The sequence below is a fragment of the Glaciimonas sp. OK215 genome (assembly GCF_057787885.1).
Genome location: NZ_CM173544.1, coordinates 3,112,613 through 3,134,487, shown reverse-complemented (window position 1 = coordinate 3,134,487; position 21,875 = coordinate 3,112,613). Strand labels below are relative to the sequence as shown.

The 21,875-nt window shown below is 56.6% G+C and carries 19 protein-coding genes and 1 pseudogene; 16 read left to right on the top strand and 4 right to left on the bottom strand.

Annotated features, from left to right (window positions below; all coding sequences use genetic code 11):
• Nucleotides 1–80: 80 nt before the first annotated feature.
• The 5 genes from AC3CHX_RS14145 (at nt 81) to AC3CHX_RS14125 (ending at nt 5,848) form a co-directional block, all read left to right on the top strand.
• A complete protein-coding gene (locus tag AC3CHX_RS14145) occupies nt 81–2,528 on the top strand; it encodes a sbcc family protein (protein WP_488644629.1) in 2,448 nt (815 codons plus the stop codon).
• 155 nt (nt 2,529–2,683) lie between these two features.
• On the top strand, nt 2,684–3,295 hold the full coding sequence (locus AC3CHX_RS14140) for a hypothetical protein (RefSeq protein ID WP_488644628.1): 612 nt from the start codon (nt 2,684–2,686) through the stop codon (nt 3,293–3,295).
• On the top strand, nt 3,288–4,232 hold the full coding sequence (locus AC3CHX_RS14135; RefSeq protein ID WP_488644627.1) for a nucleotidyl transferase AbiEii/AbiGii toxin family protein: 945 nt from the start codon (nt 3,288–3,290) through the stop codon (nt 4,230–4,232). The genes AC3CHX_RS14140 and AC3CHX_RS14135 overlap by 8 nt, the downstream gene beginning before the upstream one ends.
• Before the next feature lie 236 nt (nt 4,233–4,468).
• Nucleotides 4,469–5,374 (top strand): Fic family protein, encoded by a 906-nt coding sequence (locus AC3CHX_RS14130; protein WP_488644626.1) that lies wholly within the window; start codon nt 4,469–4,471, stop codon nt 5,372–5,374.
• A gap of 24 nt (nt 5,375–5,398) precedes the next feature.
• On the top strand, nt 5,399–5,848 hold the full coding sequence (locus AC3CHX_RS14125) for a hypothetical protein (RefSeq protein WP_488644625.1): 450 nt from the start codon (nt 5,399–5,401) through the stop codon (nt 5,846–5,848).
• Nucleotides 5,849–5,900: 52 nt separating this feature from the next.
• Here the strand turns inward: AC3CHX_RS14125 and AC3CHX_RS14120 are convergent, their stop codons facing one another.
• From AC3CHX_RS14120 to AC3CHX_RS14105, 4 genes are all read right to left on the bottom strand, one after another.
• A complete protein-coding gene (locus AC3CHX_RS14120; protein WP_488644624.1) occupies nt 5,901–6,437 on the bottom strand; it encodes a hypothetical protein in 537 nt (178 codons plus the stop codon).
• The gene (locus AC3CHX_RS14115) at nt 6,434–7,144 is read right to left on the bottom strand and encodes a hypothetical protein (protein WP_488644623.1); all 711 of its coding nucleotides are present in this window, start codon (nt 7,142–7,144) and stop codon (nt 6,434–6,436) included. Before AC3CHX_RS14115 ends, AC3CHX_RS14120 begins: the two co-directional genes overlap by 4 nt.
• 229 nt (nt 7,145–7,373) lie before the next feature.
• Nucleotides 7,374–7,958: a RadC family protein gene (gene radC / locus AC3CHX_RS14110; protein ID WP_488644622.1), complete on the bottom strand. Its 585-nt coding sequence runs from the start codon at nt 7,956–7,958 to the stop codon at nt 7,374–7,376.
• A gap of 964 nt (nt 7,959–8,922) precedes the next feature.
• A complete protein-coding gene (locus tag AC3CHX_RS14105) occupies nt 8,923–9,840 on the bottom strand; it encodes a LysR family transcriptional regulator (protein WP_488644621.1) in 918 nt (305 codons plus the stop codon).
• Between the two features lie 674 nt (nt 9,841–10,514).
• Here AC3CHX_RS14105 and AC3CHX_RS14100 point away from each other — a divergent pair.
• From AC3CHX_RS14100 to AC3CHX_RS14050, 11 genes and pseudogenes are all read left to right on the top strand, one after another.
• The gene (locus tag AC3CHX_RS14100) at nt 10,515–11,666 is read left to right on the top strand and encodes a porin (RefSeq protein WP_488644620.1); all 1,152 of its coding nucleotides are present in this window, start codon (nt 10,515–10,517) and stop codon (nt 11,664–11,666) included.
• Nucleotides 11,667–12,154: 488 nt separating this feature from the next.
• Entirely contained in the window at nt 12,155–12,679 is a 525-nt protein-coding gene (locus AC3CHX_RS14095; RefSeq protein ID WP_488644619.1) for a gamma carbonic anhydrase family protein, read from the top strand.
• A gap of 2 nt (nt 12,680–12,681) precedes the next feature.
• Nucleotides 12,682–13,623 (top strand): hydroxymethylglutaryl-CoA lyase, encoded by a 942-nt coding sequence (locus AC3CHX_RS14090; RefSeq protein WP_488644618.1) that lies wholly within the window; start codon nt 12,682–12,684, stop codon nt 13,621–13,623.
• A 17-nt stretch (nt 13,624–13,640) separates the two neighbouring features.
• Nucleotides 13,641–14,804, top strand: coding sequence for a CaiB/BaiF CoA transferase family protein (locus AC3CHX_RS14085; protein WP_488644617.1), 1,164 nt, complete (start codon nt 13,641–13,643; stop codon nt 14,802–14,804).
• Nucleotides 14,805–15,011: 207 nt separating this feature from the next.
• Entirely contained in the window at nt 15,012–16,412 is a 1,401-nt protein-coding gene (locus tag AC3CHX_RS14080) for an MFS transporter (protein WP_488644616.1), read from the top strand.
• 54 nt (nt 16,413–16,466) lie between these two features.
• On the top strand, nt 16,467–17,543 hold the full coding sequence (gene hppD / locus AC3CHX_RS14075; RefSeq protein WP_488644615.1) for a 4-hydroxyphenylpyruvate dioxygenase: 1,077 nt from the start codon (nt 16,467–16,469) through the stop codon (nt 17,541–17,543).
• A gap of 103 nt (nt 17,544–17,646) precedes the next feature.
• Nucleotides 17,647–18,188 (top strand): annotated as a pseudogene (locus AC3CHX_RS14070) (VOC family protein).
• A 15-nt stretch (nt 18,189–18,203) separates the two neighbouring features.
• On the top strand, nt 18,204–19,490 hold the full coding sequence (gene fahA / locus AC3CHX_RS14065; protein WP_488644614.1) for a fumarylacetoacetase: 1,287 nt from the start codon (nt 18,204–18,206) through the stop codon (nt 19,488–19,490).
• A 60-nt stretch (nt 19,491–19,550) separates the two neighbouring features.
• Nucleotides 19,551–20,546 (top strand): TRAP transporter substrate-binding protein DctP, encoded by a 996-nt coding sequence (gene dctP, locus AC3CHX_RS14060; RefSeq protein ID WP_488644613.1) that lies wholly within the window; start codon nt 19,551–19,553, stop codon nt 20,544–20,546.
• A 208-nt stretch (nt 20,547–20,754) separates the two neighbouring features.
• The gene (locus AC3CHX_RS14055; RefSeq protein ID WP_488644612.1) at nt 20,755–21,126 is read left to right on the top strand and encodes a CidA/LrgA family protein; all 372 of its coding nucleotides are present in this window, start codon (nt 20,755–20,757) and stop codon (nt 21,124–21,126) included.
• A complete protein-coding gene (locus tag AC3CHX_RS14050; RefSeq protein ID WP_488644611.1) occupies nt 21,119–21,871 on the top strand; it encodes an LrgB family protein in 753 nt (250 codons plus the stop codon). Before AC3CHX_RS14055 ends, AC3CHX_RS14050 begins: the two co-directional genes overlap by 8 nt.
• Nucleotides 21,872–21,875 lie beyond the last annotated feature (4 nt).

Below are 21,875 nucleotides of genomic sequence, written 5' to 3'. Positions count from 1 at the left end.
GACATACCGACATGCAAACACGAACCACTAGCGGATTGGTGCCGCGTCGCCACTTCTGTATGTTATAGGAGGAACTTAATATGAAACCGCTCTCACTAACGCTCAAAGGATTTCGCGGCGTTCGCGATGGCCTGGGACGCGACGAACTTGTGCTCGATATCGAACAACTTGCCGGTAATGCGCAACTGATTGCCATCACGGGACCGAACGGCCGGGGCAAGACCACCCTGATGGACAACATGCACCCGTATCTGACCATGCCGTCGCGGGCGACCGTCGCCGGTCCGGGCGGCTTCTCCTATTACGACCATGTGTATTTGCCTGAAAACGAAAAGGATCTGATCTGGGCACACGATGGCCGACGCTATCGGTCGCAGACCATATTCCGCCTCAACGGCAAGCGCAAGACCGAGGCCTTCCTGTTCGTGCATGGCGTGACGGGGTGGGAGCCGCTGCGGTTGGAAGACGGCACGGTGTCCGATGGCAAGGTCGAGACCTACGAACGGTGTCTGGAAGCGATCCTGGGGAGCGCCGAGACATTTTTTACGTCGGTTTTTTCGGCGCAGGGGAAACGGCAGCTCACCGCGTACAAGAACGCCGAGATCAAGACCCTGCTGGCGGATCTGCTCGGACTGGACCAGATTCGTGTCCTGGGCCAGAAGGCGACGGAGACAGCCAAACTCCTGAAAGCTGGGCTCACTGCCATGCGCTGTGAGCAGGCCAATCTCGATGACGCGTCGCGTCGGATAGAGGCCGAGCGCGGTCGCTTGGCCGGCGCAAGGACGCGCGTGGAAGCCGCTGTCGCGGCAAGACAAGCCGCACAGCAGGCGCTCGACGCGGCCCGCGTGACGCAGACCCAACTGGCGGCGGAAAAGAATCTGGCGCAGCGCACCGAAGTCCGGCGTTCGGAGTTGCATGCGGAGCGGCAAGCATTGATCCAGTCCGGCCGAGATGCTGAGCAATCGTTGGATGCGCAGCAGGCGCGAGAGCGGCAACGGCTGACGCAACTCCAACAGCGCATCTCAGTACGGAGCGAGCAAGCACGAAGGCGACGGTTAGCGCTGGAGGAAAAACGCGGAAATCTCGAAAACATGTTGGCCCGCGCCGTTGCCGTACTGCGAGCCGGTCGGCGTCAGCCTTTGGCCGAACACATGGTCGCGGCCCGCACAGCCCAAGTGGCGCAACTTCGTCACAGCGTGCAGCGGCTGGCGGAGCTCCAGGGCAACGAGAGGGCGGCACTCCAAAAACTGGCGGCGGTCGAACGCGAGGCCGGCCAAGCGTCGCTGAAGGCCGCAGAGCTGGCGCGGCGCTTCGGTCTGACGAACGAAGTGCCATGCTTTGGCACGGACTTGCAGGGGCGGTGCAAACTGCTCGGCGACGCCCGCGAAGCAAAGATGCTGATACCAAACGCCGATCTGCACATCGCCACGCTGGCGCAGCAGCAAAGCAGCATCAACGATGAACTGGCCGCGCTCCGTACGCAACGGGCGCTGCTCGTCGATGCTCCCACCAGCCTCAACGCGGCGGAGCGCCAACTTGAAGCGGCAAGGGCACGGGCATCGCACCTCGCCGTGCTGGCAGCGCAGGCCGGCCAGATCGAGCAGGCCCGTGCAGCCTTGTCCAGTCTCAATCAGGAGTTGGCGGCGATCGCCCAAACTGGCAACAATGGCGAAACGGCGGAAGAGATTGTCGAGCGGCAGCAAATCACGACGGCATGCCAGTCCATCGCAGCACAACGGGAACGTCAAGTTATCCGGGTGAGGAACGCTTGGCAACGCATCGAGACCGCCATTGCCGCGCTGCCCGAACCCTACGATGAACAGCAATTTCTTGCAGCCGGGCGTACCGTAGAACGGGCTGCCAGCGCCGTGACAGCGGCGGAGCAGGCGCATGCCGCTGCACTACGGGAGGCGCAGGCGCTGGACATCGCGGATCGGCAGGCAGCCGAACTGGCCGCGCGCAAGGAGCGAGTCGCCGCGCGAACTGCCACCGTGGAGATGGAGTTGGGTGGTTGGATGCTGTTTGCCAAATGCTTGAGCAACGACGGTGTGATCGCGCTGGCGATCGATGATGCCGGGCCGGTGCTGTCCGGGCTGGCGAACGAACTGCTGCTGGCCTGCTACGGTGCACGCTTCACGGTGTCGATCAAGACGCTGGTGGAAACGGGAAAGGGAGAGCGGCGCGAGGGTTTCGACATCGTGGTGCATGACGCCGAATCGACCGAGAGCAAGAGCGTGGGCCTCATGAGCGGCGGTGAGCGGGTCTGGATCAACGAGTGCCTGGTGCGCGCGGTGGCCTTGTATCTGGCGCAAAACGCCGGGCGGCGCTATGCGACCTTGTTCTCCGACGAAGCCGACGGCCCGCTCGACCCGGAGCGCAAGCGGATGTTCATGGCGATGAAGCGGGAAGTGTTGCGCCTGGGCGGTTACGACCAGGAATTTTTCGTGTCGCAGACGCCGGATTTGACGGCGACGGCGGATGCGGTGATCGATTTGGAGGCGATGGTGGCGGCGCGATCCATTTTGTAACCCTTGGGATCGTTGAGGGAGCCGCTTGGAGTGCAGGCGGTCCTTTGAGTACAGTCTGAGAAGCAACTTTTCTCATCGGTTGCCAATCGCCGCTGCCTTGGCGTGGAAATCGGGTTTATGCTATCATTTGCATGAAATTTCAATGAGGAATCATCTTGTTAGCCAGCTTGCGTCATCCTCCAGCCACCGTGAAGGGCGGTTCTGCCGACCTCGCCAGCGCTTTGCGCGCGGGCCGGGTATACCGGCGCGAAGATCTGATTCAGGTCTCCAACGCAGTGGATCGCCATCTGCGCGAACTGGTCGCGGGCGGCCAATTGAAGAAGCTGGCGCCAGGCTTGTACTACGTACCGCGCCAATCGACCTTCGGCGCCGTACCGCCTGACGATCACGAGCTGGTGGCGGCTTTCCTGCGTGACAAGGATTTCTTGATCTTTTCGCCATCCTCCTATAACACGCTCGGACTGGGAACCACCCAGCTCTATAACCGTACCCTGGTCTATAACCACAAACGGCACGGCGTGTTTACGCTGGGTAATCGCCAGTTCGACTGCCGGGTCAAACCGCGCTTCCCCAAGAAACTCACGCCGGAGTTCCTGTTCGTGGACATGCTCAACAACCTCGACGAACTGGCCGAGGACAAGCTGCTGGTGCTTGCAGAGGCGGAGAGAAAGGCGATGGAATTCCAGCGTCAGCATTTGCTGCGGGCCTTGGCCAGCTACGGTTCGATGGCGACCAAAAAACGGGTGGCGGGATGGCTGCATGACTGAGTTTTTGCACAAGCGTCGCGACTTCGGTCAGTTGATCGCTATCGTCGCCGAGCAGCGTGGCATCGATCCGGTGCTGGTCGAGAAGGACTATTGGATCATGCATTGCCTGTGGGGTCTGCAGGCACAGGGATTTCGTTTCGAATTGAAGGGTGGAACGTCGCTCTCGAAAGGCTTTGGCGTCATCCATCGTTTTTCCGAGGATATCGATATCCGGATCGAGCCGCCGAATGATTTACAAGTCAAGGTCGGGCGCAATCAGGACAAGCCGGCACACATCGCCTCGCGACGCAACTTCTACGATTGGTTGTGCGGCCAGATTCGCATTCCCGGCATTGAGCGGGTGGAACGCGACACCTTCTTCGACGACGACAAGATGCGCAGTGCGGGAATCCGCTTGTTTTACCCGAGTAGCAATCCAGCGCTGGCCGGAATCAAGCAGGGTATTTTGTTGGAACTGGGTTTTGATGATACCGCGCCGAATCGACCCGTCACGATGTCGTCGTGGGCCTACGATGTCGCTGCCGAACGCAAAGTCGCGATGACTGACAACAGGGCGCTTGACGTACCTTGCTATGCGCCGACTTACACGTTCGTCGAGAAGCTGCAAACCATTTCAACCAAGTACCGGCGAATGGCCGAATCGGACGCATTTCCGTCCAATTTCCTGCGCCATTACTACGATGTCTACTGCCTGCTCGCACTGCCGGAAATTCTCGCTTTCATCGGCACACCGGCCTATGCAGCACGCAAGCAGCAACGTTTTCGGACCGGTGATGAGCAGGTGATTGCCCGTAATCCGGCCTTTCTGTTGGAAAGTCCGGCAGAGTGTGCGCGCTTTGAATCTGAGTACCGGAAGACCGCAGCCTTGTATTACGAGGGTCAGCCAGAATTCAACGCGATATTGGCTCGCATACGCCAGCACATTGGTGTGATGTAGTTACCGAAATGCACGAAGATTTACATTGAAAAACTGCCACGCTGCAATGCGATGGGACACAAAACCGGGATTCGCTGAACGCGGATTCTATAAAAACACACTCACAGTGGCGTTGCGGGCACGAAAGAGTCATGACTCCGTGTGCGTCAAGAATTAATCGTTTTATTGATGAATCATGTTTTTTTAATCAAAATATCTTGAAATTAATCGAATTTGATCAATTCATGGAACATGGAATGTTAAATGACCGATTGGATTGGGTACCGGTGGCTGGCGGGACAGTATGGCATCGAACCGGCACAGCCTTTACGTATCGACGGCCAACTCGCGCACTCACGGAACTCCAGCGCGAGATTCTCGGACCCAGGGCGACCCGCTACGGCATCCGCCAGTCCCCGGTGTTCGTCGGCGAAGTCGACGGCTTCATGCAGGTCGTGCATTACATCGCGCCACACTGGAACGATGCAGCGGGCATGCTGGCCGGGCTGCGTGAATTTGCTGCCCGTACGGCGCGCCGCTCATCGCTGGTTCGGGCTGCGGTACTGGCGTTCGGTTTCGTCTACGTCCAGCCGATGGCTGATGGCAACGGACGCATCTCCCGCTTCCTGATCAACGATGTGTTGCGTCGGGACAGGGCGATCCCCGAACCTTTTATTTTGCCGGTGTCCGCCACCATCAACAGCACGAGCGTTAACCGGCGCGGTCATGACCAGGTGCTTGAACTGTTCTCCAGGCCGTTCAAGCGGCGCTATGCGGCCGCGTACCGGTTCGTGGCGGAGCGGACTGCCGAGGATGGTATTCCCTATAATCTTGAGTTTGAAGCCGATGAGGACGCTTTGGCTGCGTGGCGTTACCCCGATCTGACGGAGCATGTGGAATATCTCGCGCATGTGATCGAAGTGACGGTTGAGCAGGAGATGCGCGAGGAGGCCGGCTACCTGCGCAGCCTGCACGCCGCCCGTGAACGGGTCAAGGATGTGCTCGAAGGACCGGACAGTGACATCGACCGCATCATCCGTTCCGTACGCGAAAACGCCGGGCAACTATCGAACAAGCTGAAGAAGACCTATCCTCAGCTTGCCGATCCGCACATCGGCGATGCAGTCGCGGCAGCAATCAATGCAGCATTCGCCCAGCACTGAATCAATATGGAGCCCTTAAACCAGATGTCACCGAATCGATTGCATACCGTATCCGTCGGCCCCGACGAAGAGGCGCTGCGTAGCGCGTTTCAAAAATGCTGCGCCTTGCTCCAGTTGCGCGACTGCACTGCAATGGGCCTGGCGGTTCACTCGAAAGACAATCTGGATGGCGTGGTGAGGACGGTATTTGGCGGCGATGTGATCCGTGTGCTGGAGCGCGACAATAAATTGGAGATGAAAGGTATCATCTTGCATTTGTTGACCGAGAAAATTCAGCTACGTAAGCTCGAAGGGCCGGTCGTTGCTGCTTTTGTCGATCCGGAAAAGCTTGGCAAGATCATCTCTTGTTATGGTGTAACCGATGTCGTCTTCGTGCCTTGTGCCACAGAGGATCTGCCGACGTATTTTGTCGCGCATCCTTCCTCGGAAGAGATTTTTCGGTCGTCGAAATTGAACACATCCTGCGAAGAGTAACGAAAAGCCCCACCGCAGAGCGATGGGGCATTCATCCAAACCGCCAGTGTCGTTAAGATGCTGGCAAGCCATTTACTTCGGCAAAGCACCAGGCAGGTAGATCGCAGCTGTACTTATCGACCAGCCGGAAAAACTCCGGGTACTGTTCCTGAGGGAACGGGACGACCGCCTGCTGCTGTCCGTACCACAGCTCGCTTCCCGGCTCCAGTCCGAGTTGGCGCACCTCGGCGACGATGGCGTGGGTGATGTTTACGTGCAACTTCGCAGACCACCAGCCGTTCTGCAGATAAGCCGGCCCATCGATCAGGCGCCGGATGCGGCGGATGTAGGCTTCCGGGGTGCAGCAGCGGCCGTACGGTTGGAGACCGCCGCCTTCGCAGGCGCCGGCGCAATACACGGCTTGCTGCAAGACCTGTTCCGTGGTCCCGATCATGCAGACATTCCATGCGCGCGCACGCTTTCCGGTCTTGGCGTAGCGCACGTTATTGTCACCACCTTCGATGGCGACGACGAAGCGGTCTGCGGTAAGTCCAAGCACCTCCGCCGGAATGTGGAACGCACCCCATTGGTACTCCAGACGATAACTCATACTGCCTCCGCGATCGGTGTGAACAGGTCTGACTGGGCCAATGGCGTTTCGCCAGTGGGTGCCCGTGATGGATCGATCGACGTGAGCACGATGGATATGCGCGCTCCCCCGGACTGGCCTGTGGACGACAGGAAGGACGCCAGATAGAACGCATCACGTGCGGCATGCTTCAGCCTCAGATCGAGTTCGATGCGAAAGGATTGGCCGTTATTCAGATAGTCGATCTGTTCACGGTATTTGTCCTCGAAGTCATCGAAGGTCTCGAACGGCGAACTGTTCCAGGATTTGCGTTTGTGGCGCAGTACATCAAATTCCCCACCTAGAACCGCGTAAGCGGCATACCCAAAGTGCCCGGTGAACTGAGATGGTGTCAGGGGTTGACCGATGGCGGTTCGCCATAACCTCAGATAGCGCTCGGGAGTGATGGTTTCACCGTTCGCGCGCAGCGAACCGTCGACGACCCGTATGGCACGGTCAGTGCACAGCGTTGAGAAAATCTCGTAACCGGCGAAGAAGGGCAGGGTGGTGCGAGATGCGCCGAGAATCTGGTGCGTCACGCCGTCGGCGCTTGCATCGAATGCGACCGCAATGAATCGCCGGTCGTTATAGAAGGATGTGTCTTCGGGAAGCACGATGGAAACGCGGGCAACCTCGTTGATCGGTTGCGGGTGTTGTGCCTCGGGCCTCGACATGTCATGGTATTGCATGGCAGGCTCCATAAAAAAGGACGTTCGCCTGGATGGCGGTATGTCCACAAAAAAATCGGACCGCTCATTAATTGGGGTGAAGACGGGCAGTCAGGTCCATCTCATCTCCTTTCAGATAAAAAGAGGGACACTGTCCCCAAGGGCAGTTCCCTCGGGATAAAAAAATGTGCCGTTACGAGCGGGTAAGGCACCAGCGGTTCGGGACAGAGCGTCGCCCGGTATCCACATATCAAAGAAGTCCACATTCGGCGAAGGACAGGATGCGGTCTCCGGCAACGACGAAATGATCGACGACCCGCACATCGACCAGAGATAGCGTGGAGGCGAGCTGTTTGGTCAACAGACGGTCGGCCTGACTAGGTTCCGTATCGCCACTCGGGTGGTTGTGCGCCAGGACCAGTGAGGCCGAATTGCGTGCAAGCACGGATTTCACTACCTCACGCGGATAGACCGAGGTGTGCGTCAACGTCCCCCGAAAAATCTCCTCGGCCTCGATCAGGCGGTTGCGCACATCGAGGTGCAGGAGGAGGAACACCTCATGCTCGACCTCGGCGCAGTGCAATATGAGCCAGTCGCGCACCGCGTTGGACGAACTCATAACGGGTCCCGCTTTCAACTTGGCGGTCAAATCGCGCAGCAGAATTTCCCTGGCAATGGACAGCTTGCGTGATACGAGCGCATCGCAGGCAGACGATGTAGGTGTGTCGCAGGCAGCGACATAGGCGTCCGAGGCATCTGAAACGGTCGGCGATGGCGGCGTGGCGATCAGTTCGCAGACGAGTTCGGCACGCGACATGAACGAAGTATTCTTCATGGCGTTCTCCAAAATGAAAAGCGGGAACGCCGCTCCGAGGGGAACGAGGTCCCGCTCGGGACGCACGCAAGGCGCGTGCGCTGTTAGGTGGGCAGGTAACGACTGCTACGCCTGATTGGATCAGGACCTCCACGAGGAGGGTGTCGATCGACGGATCGAGATTGCAAGCCCAGTTTTGCATCTGCTGCAGCCAAGGGCAAGCCAGTTATGGTATTTGCCATGTCAATATCCCGCCATGGCGATGCGTTGCGGTGGCGATCGCAAGTGCTCACAGATAAATGACGAGTGTCTGGGGAGAAACGAGGAATACCTATTAGAGTCAAATCAGCCACACATTCGCATCGCGCACCAATTGGTCAATCGAAATGCGTGGGTCAGGCCGAACGCTGCGGGCGCGATAGGGCAGCATCGACTCGAGCCAGACGGTCAGCATCTGCATCCCGATTGGCTCCTCAGCTGTAGCAGCGGTTGCGGCCATTGGCTTTATATGGACACCTCCAGTTTGCCAAGAAATTATGTGCGCTGTTGGACAGGCTAGGCTGCAGTTTTATTTTCTCTGACGCGGTTATTGATGTCGACGGTATTGGCCTTTCTCAGATGTAATTCCGAGCGGCGGCTCTACTTCACATAGCTGCCGTTCGCCGATTTAAACAACAAATACTTTGGCGTTACTTTTTTGAATGGCCGCTTTCTAAACTTTGGGAGGCCGGACCCAGATCAACCAGTTGCATAAATATCTTGAACATCTGGAAGCTAGCTGAGAGCTGTTATTCGGAATATGAATTCCGCAGTCAGTTTTTTCCGTATGGCGAGAAATCGCGCATCTATGGTAGCTGCGCCGAGTATTTTCGCGCGTGGCGGCATGAATGTGCTGATCGATTTTGTTCATATTGCGACTCTTCGAAACGTTGGCGCCGCGCCAACCTAACCGGGAAAGTGTTACACGGTGTTTGACAACCCTGATTTATTCGTTTGGCGTAGTATTTATTGCCCGTGCGGCGAGATATTCCACGAGCAGACGGGCTGCGGGCGAAAGTGCCGCCATGTCCCGAAAGCACACGGCGAAACGGCGCCGAGCCCAAGGATCGTTCAGCGGAATCACGCGTAGATCCATGCTTGCTGCATAGGCCTGCGCAATTTCGCGCGGCACTACGCTGATTCCAAGTTGAGCGTGAACCACCTTTAGCGCGGCGTCAAAGGTCGACACTACGGCGCGGTAAGTCAGTACCCGTCCGGCGATTGCCGCCGCCTGCATCAGCATAATCTGCACCGCACTCGAAGCGGGCAACCCGACATGGTCATATTCAAGCGTCTCTTCGAACGACAACCGCTTGCGCCCGGCCAGCGGATGCGAGGGATAGACCACTATAGCGAGATGATCGGTGCGATAAGGACGCGATTGTAGCCATTCTATGTCCGCAGCATCCCAGCAGATACCGACCGAGGCACTCCCTTCCTTCAGGCCTCCCACAACATCCTTGCTGAAGCGCTCCTCGATATCGACACGAATGCCACGATTGGACGGTTGTTGCAAGAATGCCGCCACGTCATCCGGCAGTGATTCGGCCACGGACGATACGGTCGCAAGAACCCTGACCTGGCCTTTTACACCCGACCTATAGCTCGTCATGTCTCGCGTTATGCGATCAGCGCCAGCCAGCATGCCGCGCGCGTGCTCAAGCAGGGTTTCCCCCGCAGGAGTAGGCGCCACACCGCGGCGACGACGTTCCAGCAGCTTGATGCCGACTGTGTCCTCCAGCACCGCAAGTCGCTTGCTAATCGCCGAAGCCACAATATTTTCCTGCTCGCCCGCGCGAGCCATATTTCCGGTAGCGCATACCGTGACAAACAATCGCAAGGTGGTGAGGTCGAGGTCTCTCATGAGTGTCTTCGGCTGTGATTCAAAAAGCTGCATTATGAAATTCCAGTTCGGAATCCCATTCGTTCCAAAATTGATATTCTCAATGAATCGGACAATTCTATACTAACCCACATTGGTTACAAAAATAAAACCAAGGAGACATTTTATGCACGTCCAATTCCACATTCACGCAACCAATCAGGCGTTCATTAACGCCACCTGCTGCATTTATCGCTGTGGATAACAATCGCGAAAATGCAATTGTGGTTCGCCATGGAAAGGACCTCGATAACATCCTGGAGCCGGACTGCCCCCCTTCAACCGCTTGCGCAGACGAATAATTTACTTATGTCCTTTCGCTCGGCCGGAAATCTATTAACGGGTATCAAGCTGATGCACTTGATGTGCAAAAGTCGAATGGTCGTTGCAGCGGAAAAACAGGTGTCTTTTGTTGCTCAGTTTTATGCACTTATAGAATAAATCCGCCGTGCTTTGATGGCGGGCATATTTCCTCGTCCGAAGCAGGTGCCTTTACAGCGAATGCGACACCACTCAAGTGGTCCATCGCCGTTTTATCTTGAATGACAACTCACAACATTGAAGGGGACAAACAATCAAAGTAACTCACTTGCCGGCTTTTTCTATTGCTCGATATACAGATCATCAAAAAATAAATTTATAGATAGACATTTCAAATGAAAAAGACACTCATCGCACTGGCCGTACTCGGCGCCATCTCAGGCGCAGCGCAAGCTCAAAGTTCCGTAACCATCTACGGTATCGTTGATACTGCCGTCGTTTACACAAACAAAGTGGACACTACTCCGGTATTGGGCGGCAAGACTGGCAGCAAACTCAGCTTAAACTCCGGCATTGTCCAAGGTTCGCGTTTCGGTTTCAAAGGTGTTGAAGATCTGGGCGGAGGTCTGAGGGCGCTGTTCCAACTGGAAGGAGGCTTCGCCAATGACACCGGCGCATTGCAAGGCGACAAAGGTTCGACCAATCTGTTCCGCCGTAAATCGGTAGTTGGTCTGAGCGGCGACAATTTCGGTACTGTTCTGTTGGGTCGTCAAACTGACGTTCTGGACGACATCGGCGGCGCATGGACTTCAGTGATAGATTTCGGTCAGATTGTTGCCGGAGTTGGCCACGGTTTGGACCGCTTGGAAGGTATTCGTACCAATAACTCGATCCGTTACAACTCACCAAACCTGGCTGGTTTCACTGCTAGCGCGATTTATGGAATCGGTGAAGCTGCTGGCCAAACTTCAGCTGGTCAATCGTTCGGCTTCGGTGGTCAATACGCAAACGGCCCTCTCGGTTTGTTCGCTGCTTACTATCAATCGAAACTGGGCACTCCTACCGCTGGACCAAGCGACACTTCTCTGGTTAACAGCGCCCCGGTATTCACCGGCCACCCGGGCGATACAGCACTGAAAACATTCAGTCTCGGTGGTAGCTACCAAGCTGGCCCAGCACGTCTGTACGGTAGCTGGTCTCGCGCCAAGCAACCACTGGCGACTGCTTCAGCCAACAACATCATCGGTGGCCTAAGCAACGACAAGGCTGACATTTTCGAATTGGGCGTGAACTACGCTCTTACGGCTCCTCTGCATCTGGTGGCCAGCGTTCAACATACCAAACTGGATTTCATTGACGCTAAGAAGGGTACATTGAACCAGTTCAACGTCGGTACCGACTACTTTCTGTCGAAGCGTACTGACGTGTATGCATTTTTGTCGGACCTGCGTGCCACAAACACTAGCAACCCGGGTGTTTTGGGTGACACAACTGGTGCCACAGGCAACCAGGCAGCAGTTGCTGTTGGTATCCGTCACAAGTTCTAATGTAGATTCAGCCGTGCTCATTGTGGGTTGACCTATGGCTGAGATCACTCTCCTGGTTGCGGAAGAGGGGTCAATACGCCACCTTTTATGCGTTTTTCCTGACAGCGCATTCTTGCCCAAAGAAAATCTAAAAAGCCCAAATTTTATTGGACCTGTGGTTGAGAGGCTGGTATTTCGCTCGATAGAAATACCAGACGAGCGCACCATATTACCGTGACATATACCGCGGCAAACAATCGCAGGGACATGAAGCGAGCCGTCTCATGGGTGTTCTCGGCAGTGATTAGAAAATATCCCCACTGTGAAATTCCGTTTTGGAACTATAGTCGTTCCAAATTGAATCTTTACAATGGATATGGAAGTTTTATACTCACTCATACTGGCTGAAACAATAAAACCAAGGAGACATTTGATGCACTTCAAATCCCCCATTCCCGCGAACAATCAGGCGTTGATCAACGCCACTTTTCATTAAGCATATTCAATCCATGGCTATCTACCAATTAGACGAAGCGTCGCCCAATATTGACCCATCAGTTTACATCGCCGACTCTGCGAATATCATCGGCAACGTCAACCTCGCAGCCGGCGTCAGCATCTGGTTCGACGTGACGATTCGCGGCGACAATGAACGCATCAGCATCGGCGAAAACAGCAATGTGCAGGAAGGCTGCATCCTGCATACCGACCCGGGTTATCCGCTCACCATCGGCAGTAACGTTTCGATCGGCCATCAGGCGATGCTGCATGGCTGCAGCATCGCCGAGGGTGCATTGATCGGCATTCAGGCGGTGATTCTGAATGGCGCCAAAATCGGAAAAAACTGTCTGGTAGGCGCTGGCGCGCTGGTCACCGAAGGCAAGGAATTTCCCGACAATTCCCTCATCATCGGCTCCCCGGCCAAGGCCGTGCGCACCCTGAACGAAGAGCAGATCGCGGATATGCACAGGAATGCTGCCGAGTACGTCAAGCGCGGCCAGTTCTACCAAGCGAATTTGAAACGGATCGGATAATCATGAGCATGACCGAATTGCCTGACAATGTAGTGATTCGCGAAGTGGGCCTGCGCGATGGCCTGCAAAGCATCGCTACCGTTCTCCCCACCGAACAGAAACTGGAATGGATCCGGGATGCGCATGCGGCTGGCCAGCGTGAGATCGAGGTTGGCTCTTTCGTGCCGGCGCGGCTGCTGCCGCAGTTGGCCGACACCGCGGAACTGTTGGCCTACGCCAAAACCTTGCCCGGCTTGTGCGCTTCGGTGCTGGTGCCCAACCTGAAAGGCGCCGAGCGGGCCATCGAAGGCGGCGCCGATCTGATGATTCTGCCGCTTTCGGCCAGCCACGCGCATAGCCTGGCTAACCTGCGCAAGACGCCCGACGAAGTGGTTGCAGAATTGGCGCGCATTCGTGCCGCACGCGATGCGGCCGGCTCCAGGACGATTATCGAGGGCGGCGTCGGCACTGCTTTCGGCTGTACCCTGCAAGGCCGGGTCGAACCGGCCGAAGTGTTGCGCCTGATGCAGGCCTTGCTCGATGCCGGCGCGGATCGCGTGAGTTTGGCCGACACCGTAGGCTACGCAAATCCGCGCATGGTGCGAGATTTGTGTGAGCAGGCGCTACGAATCGCCGGCGATCGCTTCTGCTGCGGCCACTTCCACGACACGCGCGGGCTTGCGATGGCCAACGTCTACGCGGCGTTTGAGGTCGGCGTGACACGCTTCGATGCATCGCTGGCCGGCATCGGCGGCTGCCCGCATGCGCCCGGCGCCAGCGGCAACGCAGCGACCGAGGATCTGTCCTTCATGCTGGAAAGCATGGGCTTGTCGACCGGCATCGATCTTCCGCGTCTGCTGGCATTGCGGGCCAAGGTGGCCTCCTGGCTGCAAGGCGAAACGCTGCACGGCACGCTGTGGCTTGCCGGCCTCCCGAAAATTTTCTTAACCTCTACCGTTTCCTGATGGAATCAGCCATAGCCATGAATACCAACCAGAACACAGATAGGGCCTTGCCGTTGCAAGGCGTGCGCGTCATCGAATTCAGCCACATGGTCATGGGACCGACCTGCGGCATGATTCTGGCCGACCTGGGCGCCGAGGTGATCAAGATCGAGCCGCCCAGCGGCGACAAGACCCGTAAAATGTCGGGTGTCGGCATGGGTTTCTTCCGCACCTTCAACCGCAACAAAAAGAGCGTCGTGCTGGACATCAACACGCCCCAGGGTCTGGGTACCACCAAGGAGCTGATCGGCCAATGCGATGTGATGCTGGAGAACTTTCGCCCTGGATTCATGCATAAACTAGGGTTGGACTATGAGACCTTGTCGAAGACGTTTCCCGGGCTGATCTACGTGTCGCACAAGGGCTTCCTGCCCGGCCCGTACGAAAACCGACTGGCACTGGACGAAGTGGTGCAAATGATGGGAGGGCTGTCATACATGACCGGTCCTCCGGGCCGGCCGTTGCGCGCAGGGGCGTCGGTCAACGACATCATGGGTGGCATGTTCGGTGCCATTGGCGTGCTGGCGGCTCTGTGGGAGCGGCGCACAACAGGCCGTGGCCAGGAAGTGCAGAGCGCCTTGTTCGAGAACTGCGCTTTTCTGGTGGCTTCGCACATGCAGCAAGCCGCGATGTCAGGCGAGGTACCGCCGCCAATGCCGGCGCGTGCGTCGCCGTGGTCGGTGTATGACGTCTTCACGCTGGCCGATGAGCAGCAGCTGTTCATCGCCGCCGTCAGCGACAAGCAATGGAACCTGCTGTGCAAGGTGCTGGAGCGTCAGGATCTGCTGGATGACCCCACGCTGCAAACTAACGATCAGCGGGTGGCAATCCGGCCGGCCGTGCTGGCGCGTCTGGGCCAGATCCTGCTGGAGCACAAGATTGAAGAGCTTTCCGCGAAGCTGGAGGCGGCAGGCCTGCCTTACGCCCCGATCGCGCGCCCCGATCAGTTGCTGCACGACCCGCACCTCAAGGCCAGCGGCGGACTGGTGCCGATGCAGACCGATGACGGCGATAGCACCGACGTCGTGTTGCTGCCGATGTTGATGGGTGGGCGCCGTCTGGGGGTGCAGCGGCCGCTGCCGGGTATCGGCGAGCATACCGAGGAAGTGCTGGCCCGGCTCGCCGAATCGCGCACAACCTAGCCATAAGGAGCCGGGCAAAAATGAATGGCGATGTTGTCCCGTGCATTGTTGCCCGTATTCCAAACAACTCACTCGCAAAACAAAAAATAATAGTCCGAACTGAATAACGGGCATCCACCCCAAAGGAGTCATCATGAACAAAACATGCAAGCCGGACGTGACCGGCTTACCGAATACATTGCGACCTGCCGCGGCCCCGGAGGTCATATGAAACACGAATCCATTGCCGTCGGTTCCGCCCCTGCCATCACCTCAAGGATGGATCGCCTGCCCGCCACACCTTATCTGTGGATCCTGGTTTTTTTGATCTCGCTGGGCGGGTTCTTCGAGATCTACGATCTGGTTTTCACTGGATATATCGCTCCCGGAATGGCCAAGAGCGGCCTGTTTGCCACCACGACTGCGACTTTTTTTGGTTTCAAGGGCATCGGTGCCTTTATCGCCGTCACCTTTGCCGGCTTGTTCGTCGGTACCTTTGGCCTGGGCTTCCTGTCTGACCGCTACGGCAGGCGTTCCGTCTTCACCATCTCCCTGCTCTGGTATTCGATCGGTTCGGCCATCATGGCGCTTCAGACCACCAGCGAGGGCGTGTTGCTGTGGCGCTTTATCACGGGGATTGGCGTGGGCATCGAAATCGTGACGATTGATGTGTATATCACCGAACTGGTGCCCCATCACATGCGCGGACGGGCCATGGCATTCAACCAGACCGTGATGTTTTGCGCGGCCCCGATTGCCGCCATCCTCTCCTTTTGGCTGGTGCCACTGGCGCCGCTGGGCTTTGACGGCTGGCGCTGGGTCGTGCTGATCGGTTCGGCCGGCGCAGTGGTCGTCTGGTTTATCCGCCTTGCCGTTCCCGAGAGTCCGCGCTGGCTTGCGCACAAAGGCCGGATTGCTGACGCGGAAAGCGTACTGGAGAAGATAGAAGGCAAGGTAGCTGCCCAATGCGGCGCTGCGCTGCCGCCGCCGCTGCCACCGATCGCAGAAAAGAAACGGGAAGTGGCTGCCTTTTCCGAAATCTGGAAAGCACCTTACCGCTCGCGGGTCATCATGCTGCTAGTGTTCAATTTTTTCCAGGCGTTCGCTTTTTATGGCTTTAACAACTGGGTGCCGACACTTTTGATCGGACAGGGCATTACCGTCACCAAGAGCCTGCTGTACGCCTTCGTCATCGCCACGGCAAGCCCGATTGGTCCATTGCTGGCGATGATGATCGCGGACAAGCTGGAACGCAAGTGGCTGATCGTCTACGCCGCATTTGCCGTCATCGTCTTTGGCATGCTGTTCTCGCAGGCAAGGGATGTCGGTCCGCTGATTGTTCTTGGTCTCCTGATCAGTTTGTCCGGTTCTGCTCTGTCGGTTGCTTATCACGCATACCAAACCGAGCTGTTCCCGACTCGAGTGAGAGCGCGTGCCAGCGGGCTGGTGTATTCGTTTAGTCGCATCGGCGCCAGCATGTCCGGTTTCATTATTGCGTTTTTCCTGCGCGACTTTGGCGTGGTTGGCGTGTTCGCGGCCATTTCCGCTGCGATGCTTATATGCATGGTCGCGATCGGGGTATTTGGTTCAAAGACCAACGGCAGGCGACTCGAAGAAATTTCGGAATAAACGGAAGTCTACGTTCATGTAGAAACGGATTTACATCTAACAAGGAACACTGAAATGGCTGATCTTTTCGAAAATCCGATGGGACTCATGGGTTTTGAGTTCGTCGAGTTTGCATCCCCGATCCCCAACGTGCTGGAACCTGTCTTTGCGCTGCTGGGTTTCACCAAGGTGGCCGTCCATCGCTCCAAGGACGTGGCGCTGTACCGCCAGGGCGACATCAACTTCATTCTCAATAACGAGCCGAACAGCGTTGCATCGTTCTTCGCTGCCGAGCATGGCCCATCCGCCTGCGGCATGGCCTTCCGGGTCAAGGACGCGCCCAAAGCCTACGTCCGCGCACTGGAACTCGGCGCGCAGGCGCTAGAACTGCCGACCGGACCGATGGAGCTGCGCCTGCCCGCCATCAAAGGCATCGGCGGCGCACCGCTGTATCTGATCGATCGTTACACCGACGGCCGGGCGATCTACGACATCGATTTCGAATTCATTGACGGCGTCGAGCGTCATCCGGTCGGACACGGCCTCAAGCTGATCGACCACCTCACGCACAACGTGTACCGCGGACGCATGAGCTACTGGGCCAGCTTCTACGAGCGCATCTTTAACTTCAGGGAGATCCGCTACTTCGACATCAAGGGCGAGTACACCGGTCTGACCTCACGCGCCATGACAGCGCCGGATGGAAAAATCCGCATTCCATTGAACGAGGAAGCGTCCGGCAGCGGCGGCCAAATCGAAGAGTTCCTGATGAAGTTCAACGGCGAAGGCATCCAGCACATTGCGCTGCTCTCCGATGACCTGCTCGCCAGCGTGGACAGTCTGCGCAAGGCCGGCGTGCCGCTCATGAGTGCGCCGCCGGCAACCTATTACGAAATGCTCGAAGGCCGTCTGCCGGGCCATGGCGAGCCGGCCGGCGAGTTGCAGGCACGCGGCATTCTGCTCGATGGCGTCAGCGATCAAGGCGACAAACGCCTGCTGCTACAGATTTTTTCCGAAACGCTGTTGGGCCCGGTTTTCTTCGAGTTCATCCAGCGCAAAGGCGATGACGGATTCGGTGAAGGCAACTTCAAGGCTTTGTTTGAGTCGATCGAACGCGATCAGGTAAGGCGCGGAGTGATTCAGGCCGCGTGAAACAGGTGTGCGGCCACCGCGCGCGCAGTGCGCACGACGTGGCGAATCGGCGCCGCCGACACATCTGCAGCCCATGCGCTACAACCAATCAAGGATTTACACGATGAAGATCGAAAAAATTCACCACGTCGCCTACCGTTGCAAAGACGCCAAGGAGACCGTGCTTTGGTATCAGCAAATGCTCTCAACATGGACTTCGTGCTAGCCATTGCCGAGGATGAGGTACCGTCGACCCACGAGCCGGATCCCTACATGCACCTGTTCCTGAATGCCGGTATGGGTAATGTGCTGGCGTTCTTCGAACTACCGACCAAGCCCGAGATGGGTCGCGACCCCAACACGTCGGGCTGGGTCCAACATATCGCCTTTAGGGTCAAGGACCGCGCAGAGTTACTCGAATTCAAGGAGCATCTGGAGAAGAATGGCGTTGCAGTGCTGGGTGTCACCGACCACGGCGTGTTCCATTCGATCTACTTCTTCGACCCGAATGGTCACCGGCTCGAACTGGCTTGTCCCGATCCGGAAGAACAGGCGATGCTCGCGAAGCTCGATGCGGTGAAATGGGACATGCTGGAAGAATGGTCGCGCACCAAGCGCGCACCGAAACATGCCGCTTTCCTGCACGCCAACGAGTTGAAACACTGAAAGGCAGACGCGAGCATGAACACACCACTGAACCGTACCCTTGATCCGGCGCTATTGAGTTGGGTTGAATCGGCCAACGATCCGGCGACCGATTTTCCGATTCAGAATCTGCCGTTCGGACGATTCCGTCGCGCCATCGATATGGACTGGCGCATCGGCGTCGCCATTGGCAACCAGGTGCTCGACCTTAAACGCGCAAAGTTGATCGATTCCTACGACATGAACCGCCTGATGAAGACAGGTCGCGAAGTGCGCGAAGCATTGCGGGTGGCCGTGTCTCAAGGCCTGAGTGTCGGCAGCGCACGCCAGGATAATTGGTGCGCACGCGGAGCCTTGGTGCCGCAGGCTGACGTGGAGTTAAGTTTGCCTTGTCAGATCGGCGATTACACCGATTTCTACACCGGCATTCATCACGCGACGACCGTGGGCAAGCTATTCCGGCCGGACAACCCGTTGCTACCAAATTACAAGTGGGTACCGATTGGCTATCACGGTCGCGCGTCGTCCATCCGAGCCAGTGGGCACAGCTTTCGCCGGCCACGCGGTCAGACCATGGATGCGGGCGCTTCCATGCCGACTTTCGGGCCGTCTCGGCGGCTCGACTACGAGCTGGAACTTGGCGCGATTGTCTCCACCCCGAACGTCTTGGGCGCAGCGATTTCGATGGCGGATGCCGAGGAACATGTGTTTGGCTTCACTTTGTTCAATGACTGGAGCGCACGCGACATCCAGGCCTGGGAGTATCAGCCCCTGGGACCGTTCCTCTCAAAGAACTTTGCCACCACGGTGTCTCCGTGGATCGTCACGCTCGAAGCGTTGCAGCCCTTTCGTGTCCCGTTTCAGCGTCCAGAGGCTGATCCGGAACCCTTGCCGTATCTGGATTCGCCGGCAAATCGTTTGAGCGGCGCGATCGATATCAAGCTGGAGGTGTGGTTGCAAACCGAAGCGATGCAGAAAGCAGGACGACCAGCCGAACGTCTGACGTGCTCGAACTACCGCGACGCCTACTGGACCGTCGCGCAGTTAATCGCACACCACACGATAAACGGCTGCAACCTGTGCACCGGCGACCTGCTCGGTACTGGAACCCTGTCAGGCTCGGCGCCAGAGCAGGGCGGTTCGTTGCTGGAATTGAGCCAGGGCGGCAAGCAGGCGCTGCGCTTATCCAACGGCGAGACTCGGACCTATCTCGAAGATGGTGATACGGTCATCCTCCGTGGCTATTGCGAGCGACCTGGCATGCGGCGCATCGGCTTTGGCGACTGCTCCGGCACGGTGTTGCCTGCAGTGTCCATCGTATGAAGGCGGTCAACGTGAACATGCACGCTCTTTAGATGTTCAAATAAAAATTCGGGGCGGAGAATGAATAGGTTCGACATCTTTTTTATTGCTGTATCCATTTCCACACTGGCTTCCGGTGCGGAAGTAAACAACAGGATTGTGATGCGCGTATCGCATCAGGCTCCGGATGCTTATCACTTGACAAAAATACTGGAAGGCTTTGCGTCGGATGTAAAACTGCGCACCAATGGAGAGGTCGAAGTTCACCTGCAAGGCTCGGAACAGCTTTTCAAAGCCACGGAAAATATATCCGCGGTGACGAAAGGAAAGATCGAAGCAGCCGTGAGCACTGACTTTCAATGGGGAAGCTTGCTACCTGAAACGCTGGTGCTCAATCTGCCGTATGTGTTTGAGAACCTGGAGGACATCAGAAGATTTCCAGAGTCGGAGGCACGTAAATATTTGGATGGCAAGCTTGCTACCCGCGGTGTCAAAAGCTTGGCATGGTTCTATGTTTCCCGTCAGACAATTTATACCTCGAATAAAAAGCCAATGGTCACTCTGGAAGACCTGAAAGGGATGAAAATTCGAGGAGTTAACACATTGCTCGATACCGGATTGTCCAAAATCGGCGCCATTCCGACCGTGATGCCGGCCCCTGAAATTCCCAAGGCTCTTATATCAGAAACATTGGATGTAGGCATGACCGATTTGGCTGCCGCTTACAGCAAGAAATACTACGCGTTTCAAAAATTTGGTACTGTCGCACCCAATTACATGGTTGTGTATTACGTAATGTATGTTGATCCTTCATGGTATGAAAAGCTTTCTCCAAAAAACAGGATAGCGATTGAGGCAGCTGCCGCAAGAGCGGAGCAAGATGCGATTGCCATCACCGAACATGCTGCGGAAGACGCGATAAAAGGACTGAAGGAAAAAGGGATGGTGGTACATATTCAAACCTTGAATGAAGCCTCGACGTGGAAGCGGGCCGTATCGCACGCCACATGGAAGGCATTTCTGAAAACCGCACCGGAAGGTGGAACGAAAATATTGGGTTTAATGAGTATGTTTTAAGACCCATCCGGGTTCCCAAGCCCCTTATGTTGGATTCCGTCAGTGCTATCGACTTATCTAATTTGGCAAGCTCTGCGGCTTTGCCGGGGAACTCAAAAAGAGTTAACCTTTGTAGCGCTCGCATTGCGAATGACGATAACGCTTCAGTTTTCGAGTATGCGCGGCAAGGTGCGAGCGAGCAGTTCCTATCCCACAGAGGAGTAACTTGATGCTTGCAACGTTCGCCACCCTACTCATTTTTCAGTGTCTTGGCGAGGGGATCACATTTGCCTTAAGCTTGCCGATCCCCGGTCCTGTTGTCGGCATGTTGTTCTTGTTTGTGGCCCTGCTGATTTCGCCCGGCCTGCTTGAACGCATTGAGGCAACCGGTAGTGAACTGCTGCGTCACTTATCGTTGCTGTTTGTCCCTGCAGGCGTCGGCATTATCGTCTCGGCAGCCACGGTTCGCGGTCACTGGTTGGCGGTTATTGTTTCGGTCCTTGTCAGTACCATCCTCACCCTTGCTGTAACCGCTGCCGCGATGCGGCTGGTTATGGCGCTCCAGCGCGACAAGCAGCCAGAAGGGAATGACCATGCATAGCATCCCGGAGATTGGATCGATCTGGGTATATCTTGCCGGATCACCGTTACTTGGTCTGACAATGACTTTATGTGCATACGTCAGCGCTTTCTGCTTGTATGGCCGCTTCAAATTTTCTCCTCTCGCCAATCCTGTCGCTATTTCGATTGCATTGATTGTCTTGATATTGGAGAGTACGGGCATGTCATATCGCGATTATTTTTCAGGGGCGCAGTTCGTGCATTTCCTGCTCGGCCCTGCCACGGTCGCTTTGGCCATTCCGCTGGCACGTCAGTTGCCGCGCCTGCGCCGTTCATTCTTGCCGCTCATTTGCGGATTGTTTTCCGGAGCGACAACAGCCATTATCTCTGCCGTCGCCATTATCGGTCTGATGGGAGGCTCCTATCAACTCGGCATATCTATCGGACCGAAATCTGTAACGACACCGATTGCCATGGGCGTTTCTGAGAAGCTGGGGGGTCTTCCTGCATTAACGGCGGTACTCGTCATTGGCACCGGCATCTTCGGTGCGGTCATAGCCCGTTTTCTATTTAACTGGATGCGCATCGATTCGCATGAAGTGCGCGGATTTGCACTCGGCGTAACCTCACATGGAATTGGCACCGCGCGTGCATTTCAAGTCAGCCCGGAGATGGGAGCATTCGCCGGTTTGGGTATGGGATTGAATGGCGTACTAACTGCATTTCTCGCGCCTTGGTTAATACCGATTGCCGTGAATTATTTGTCTCTATTGATGCATCGATAAACAA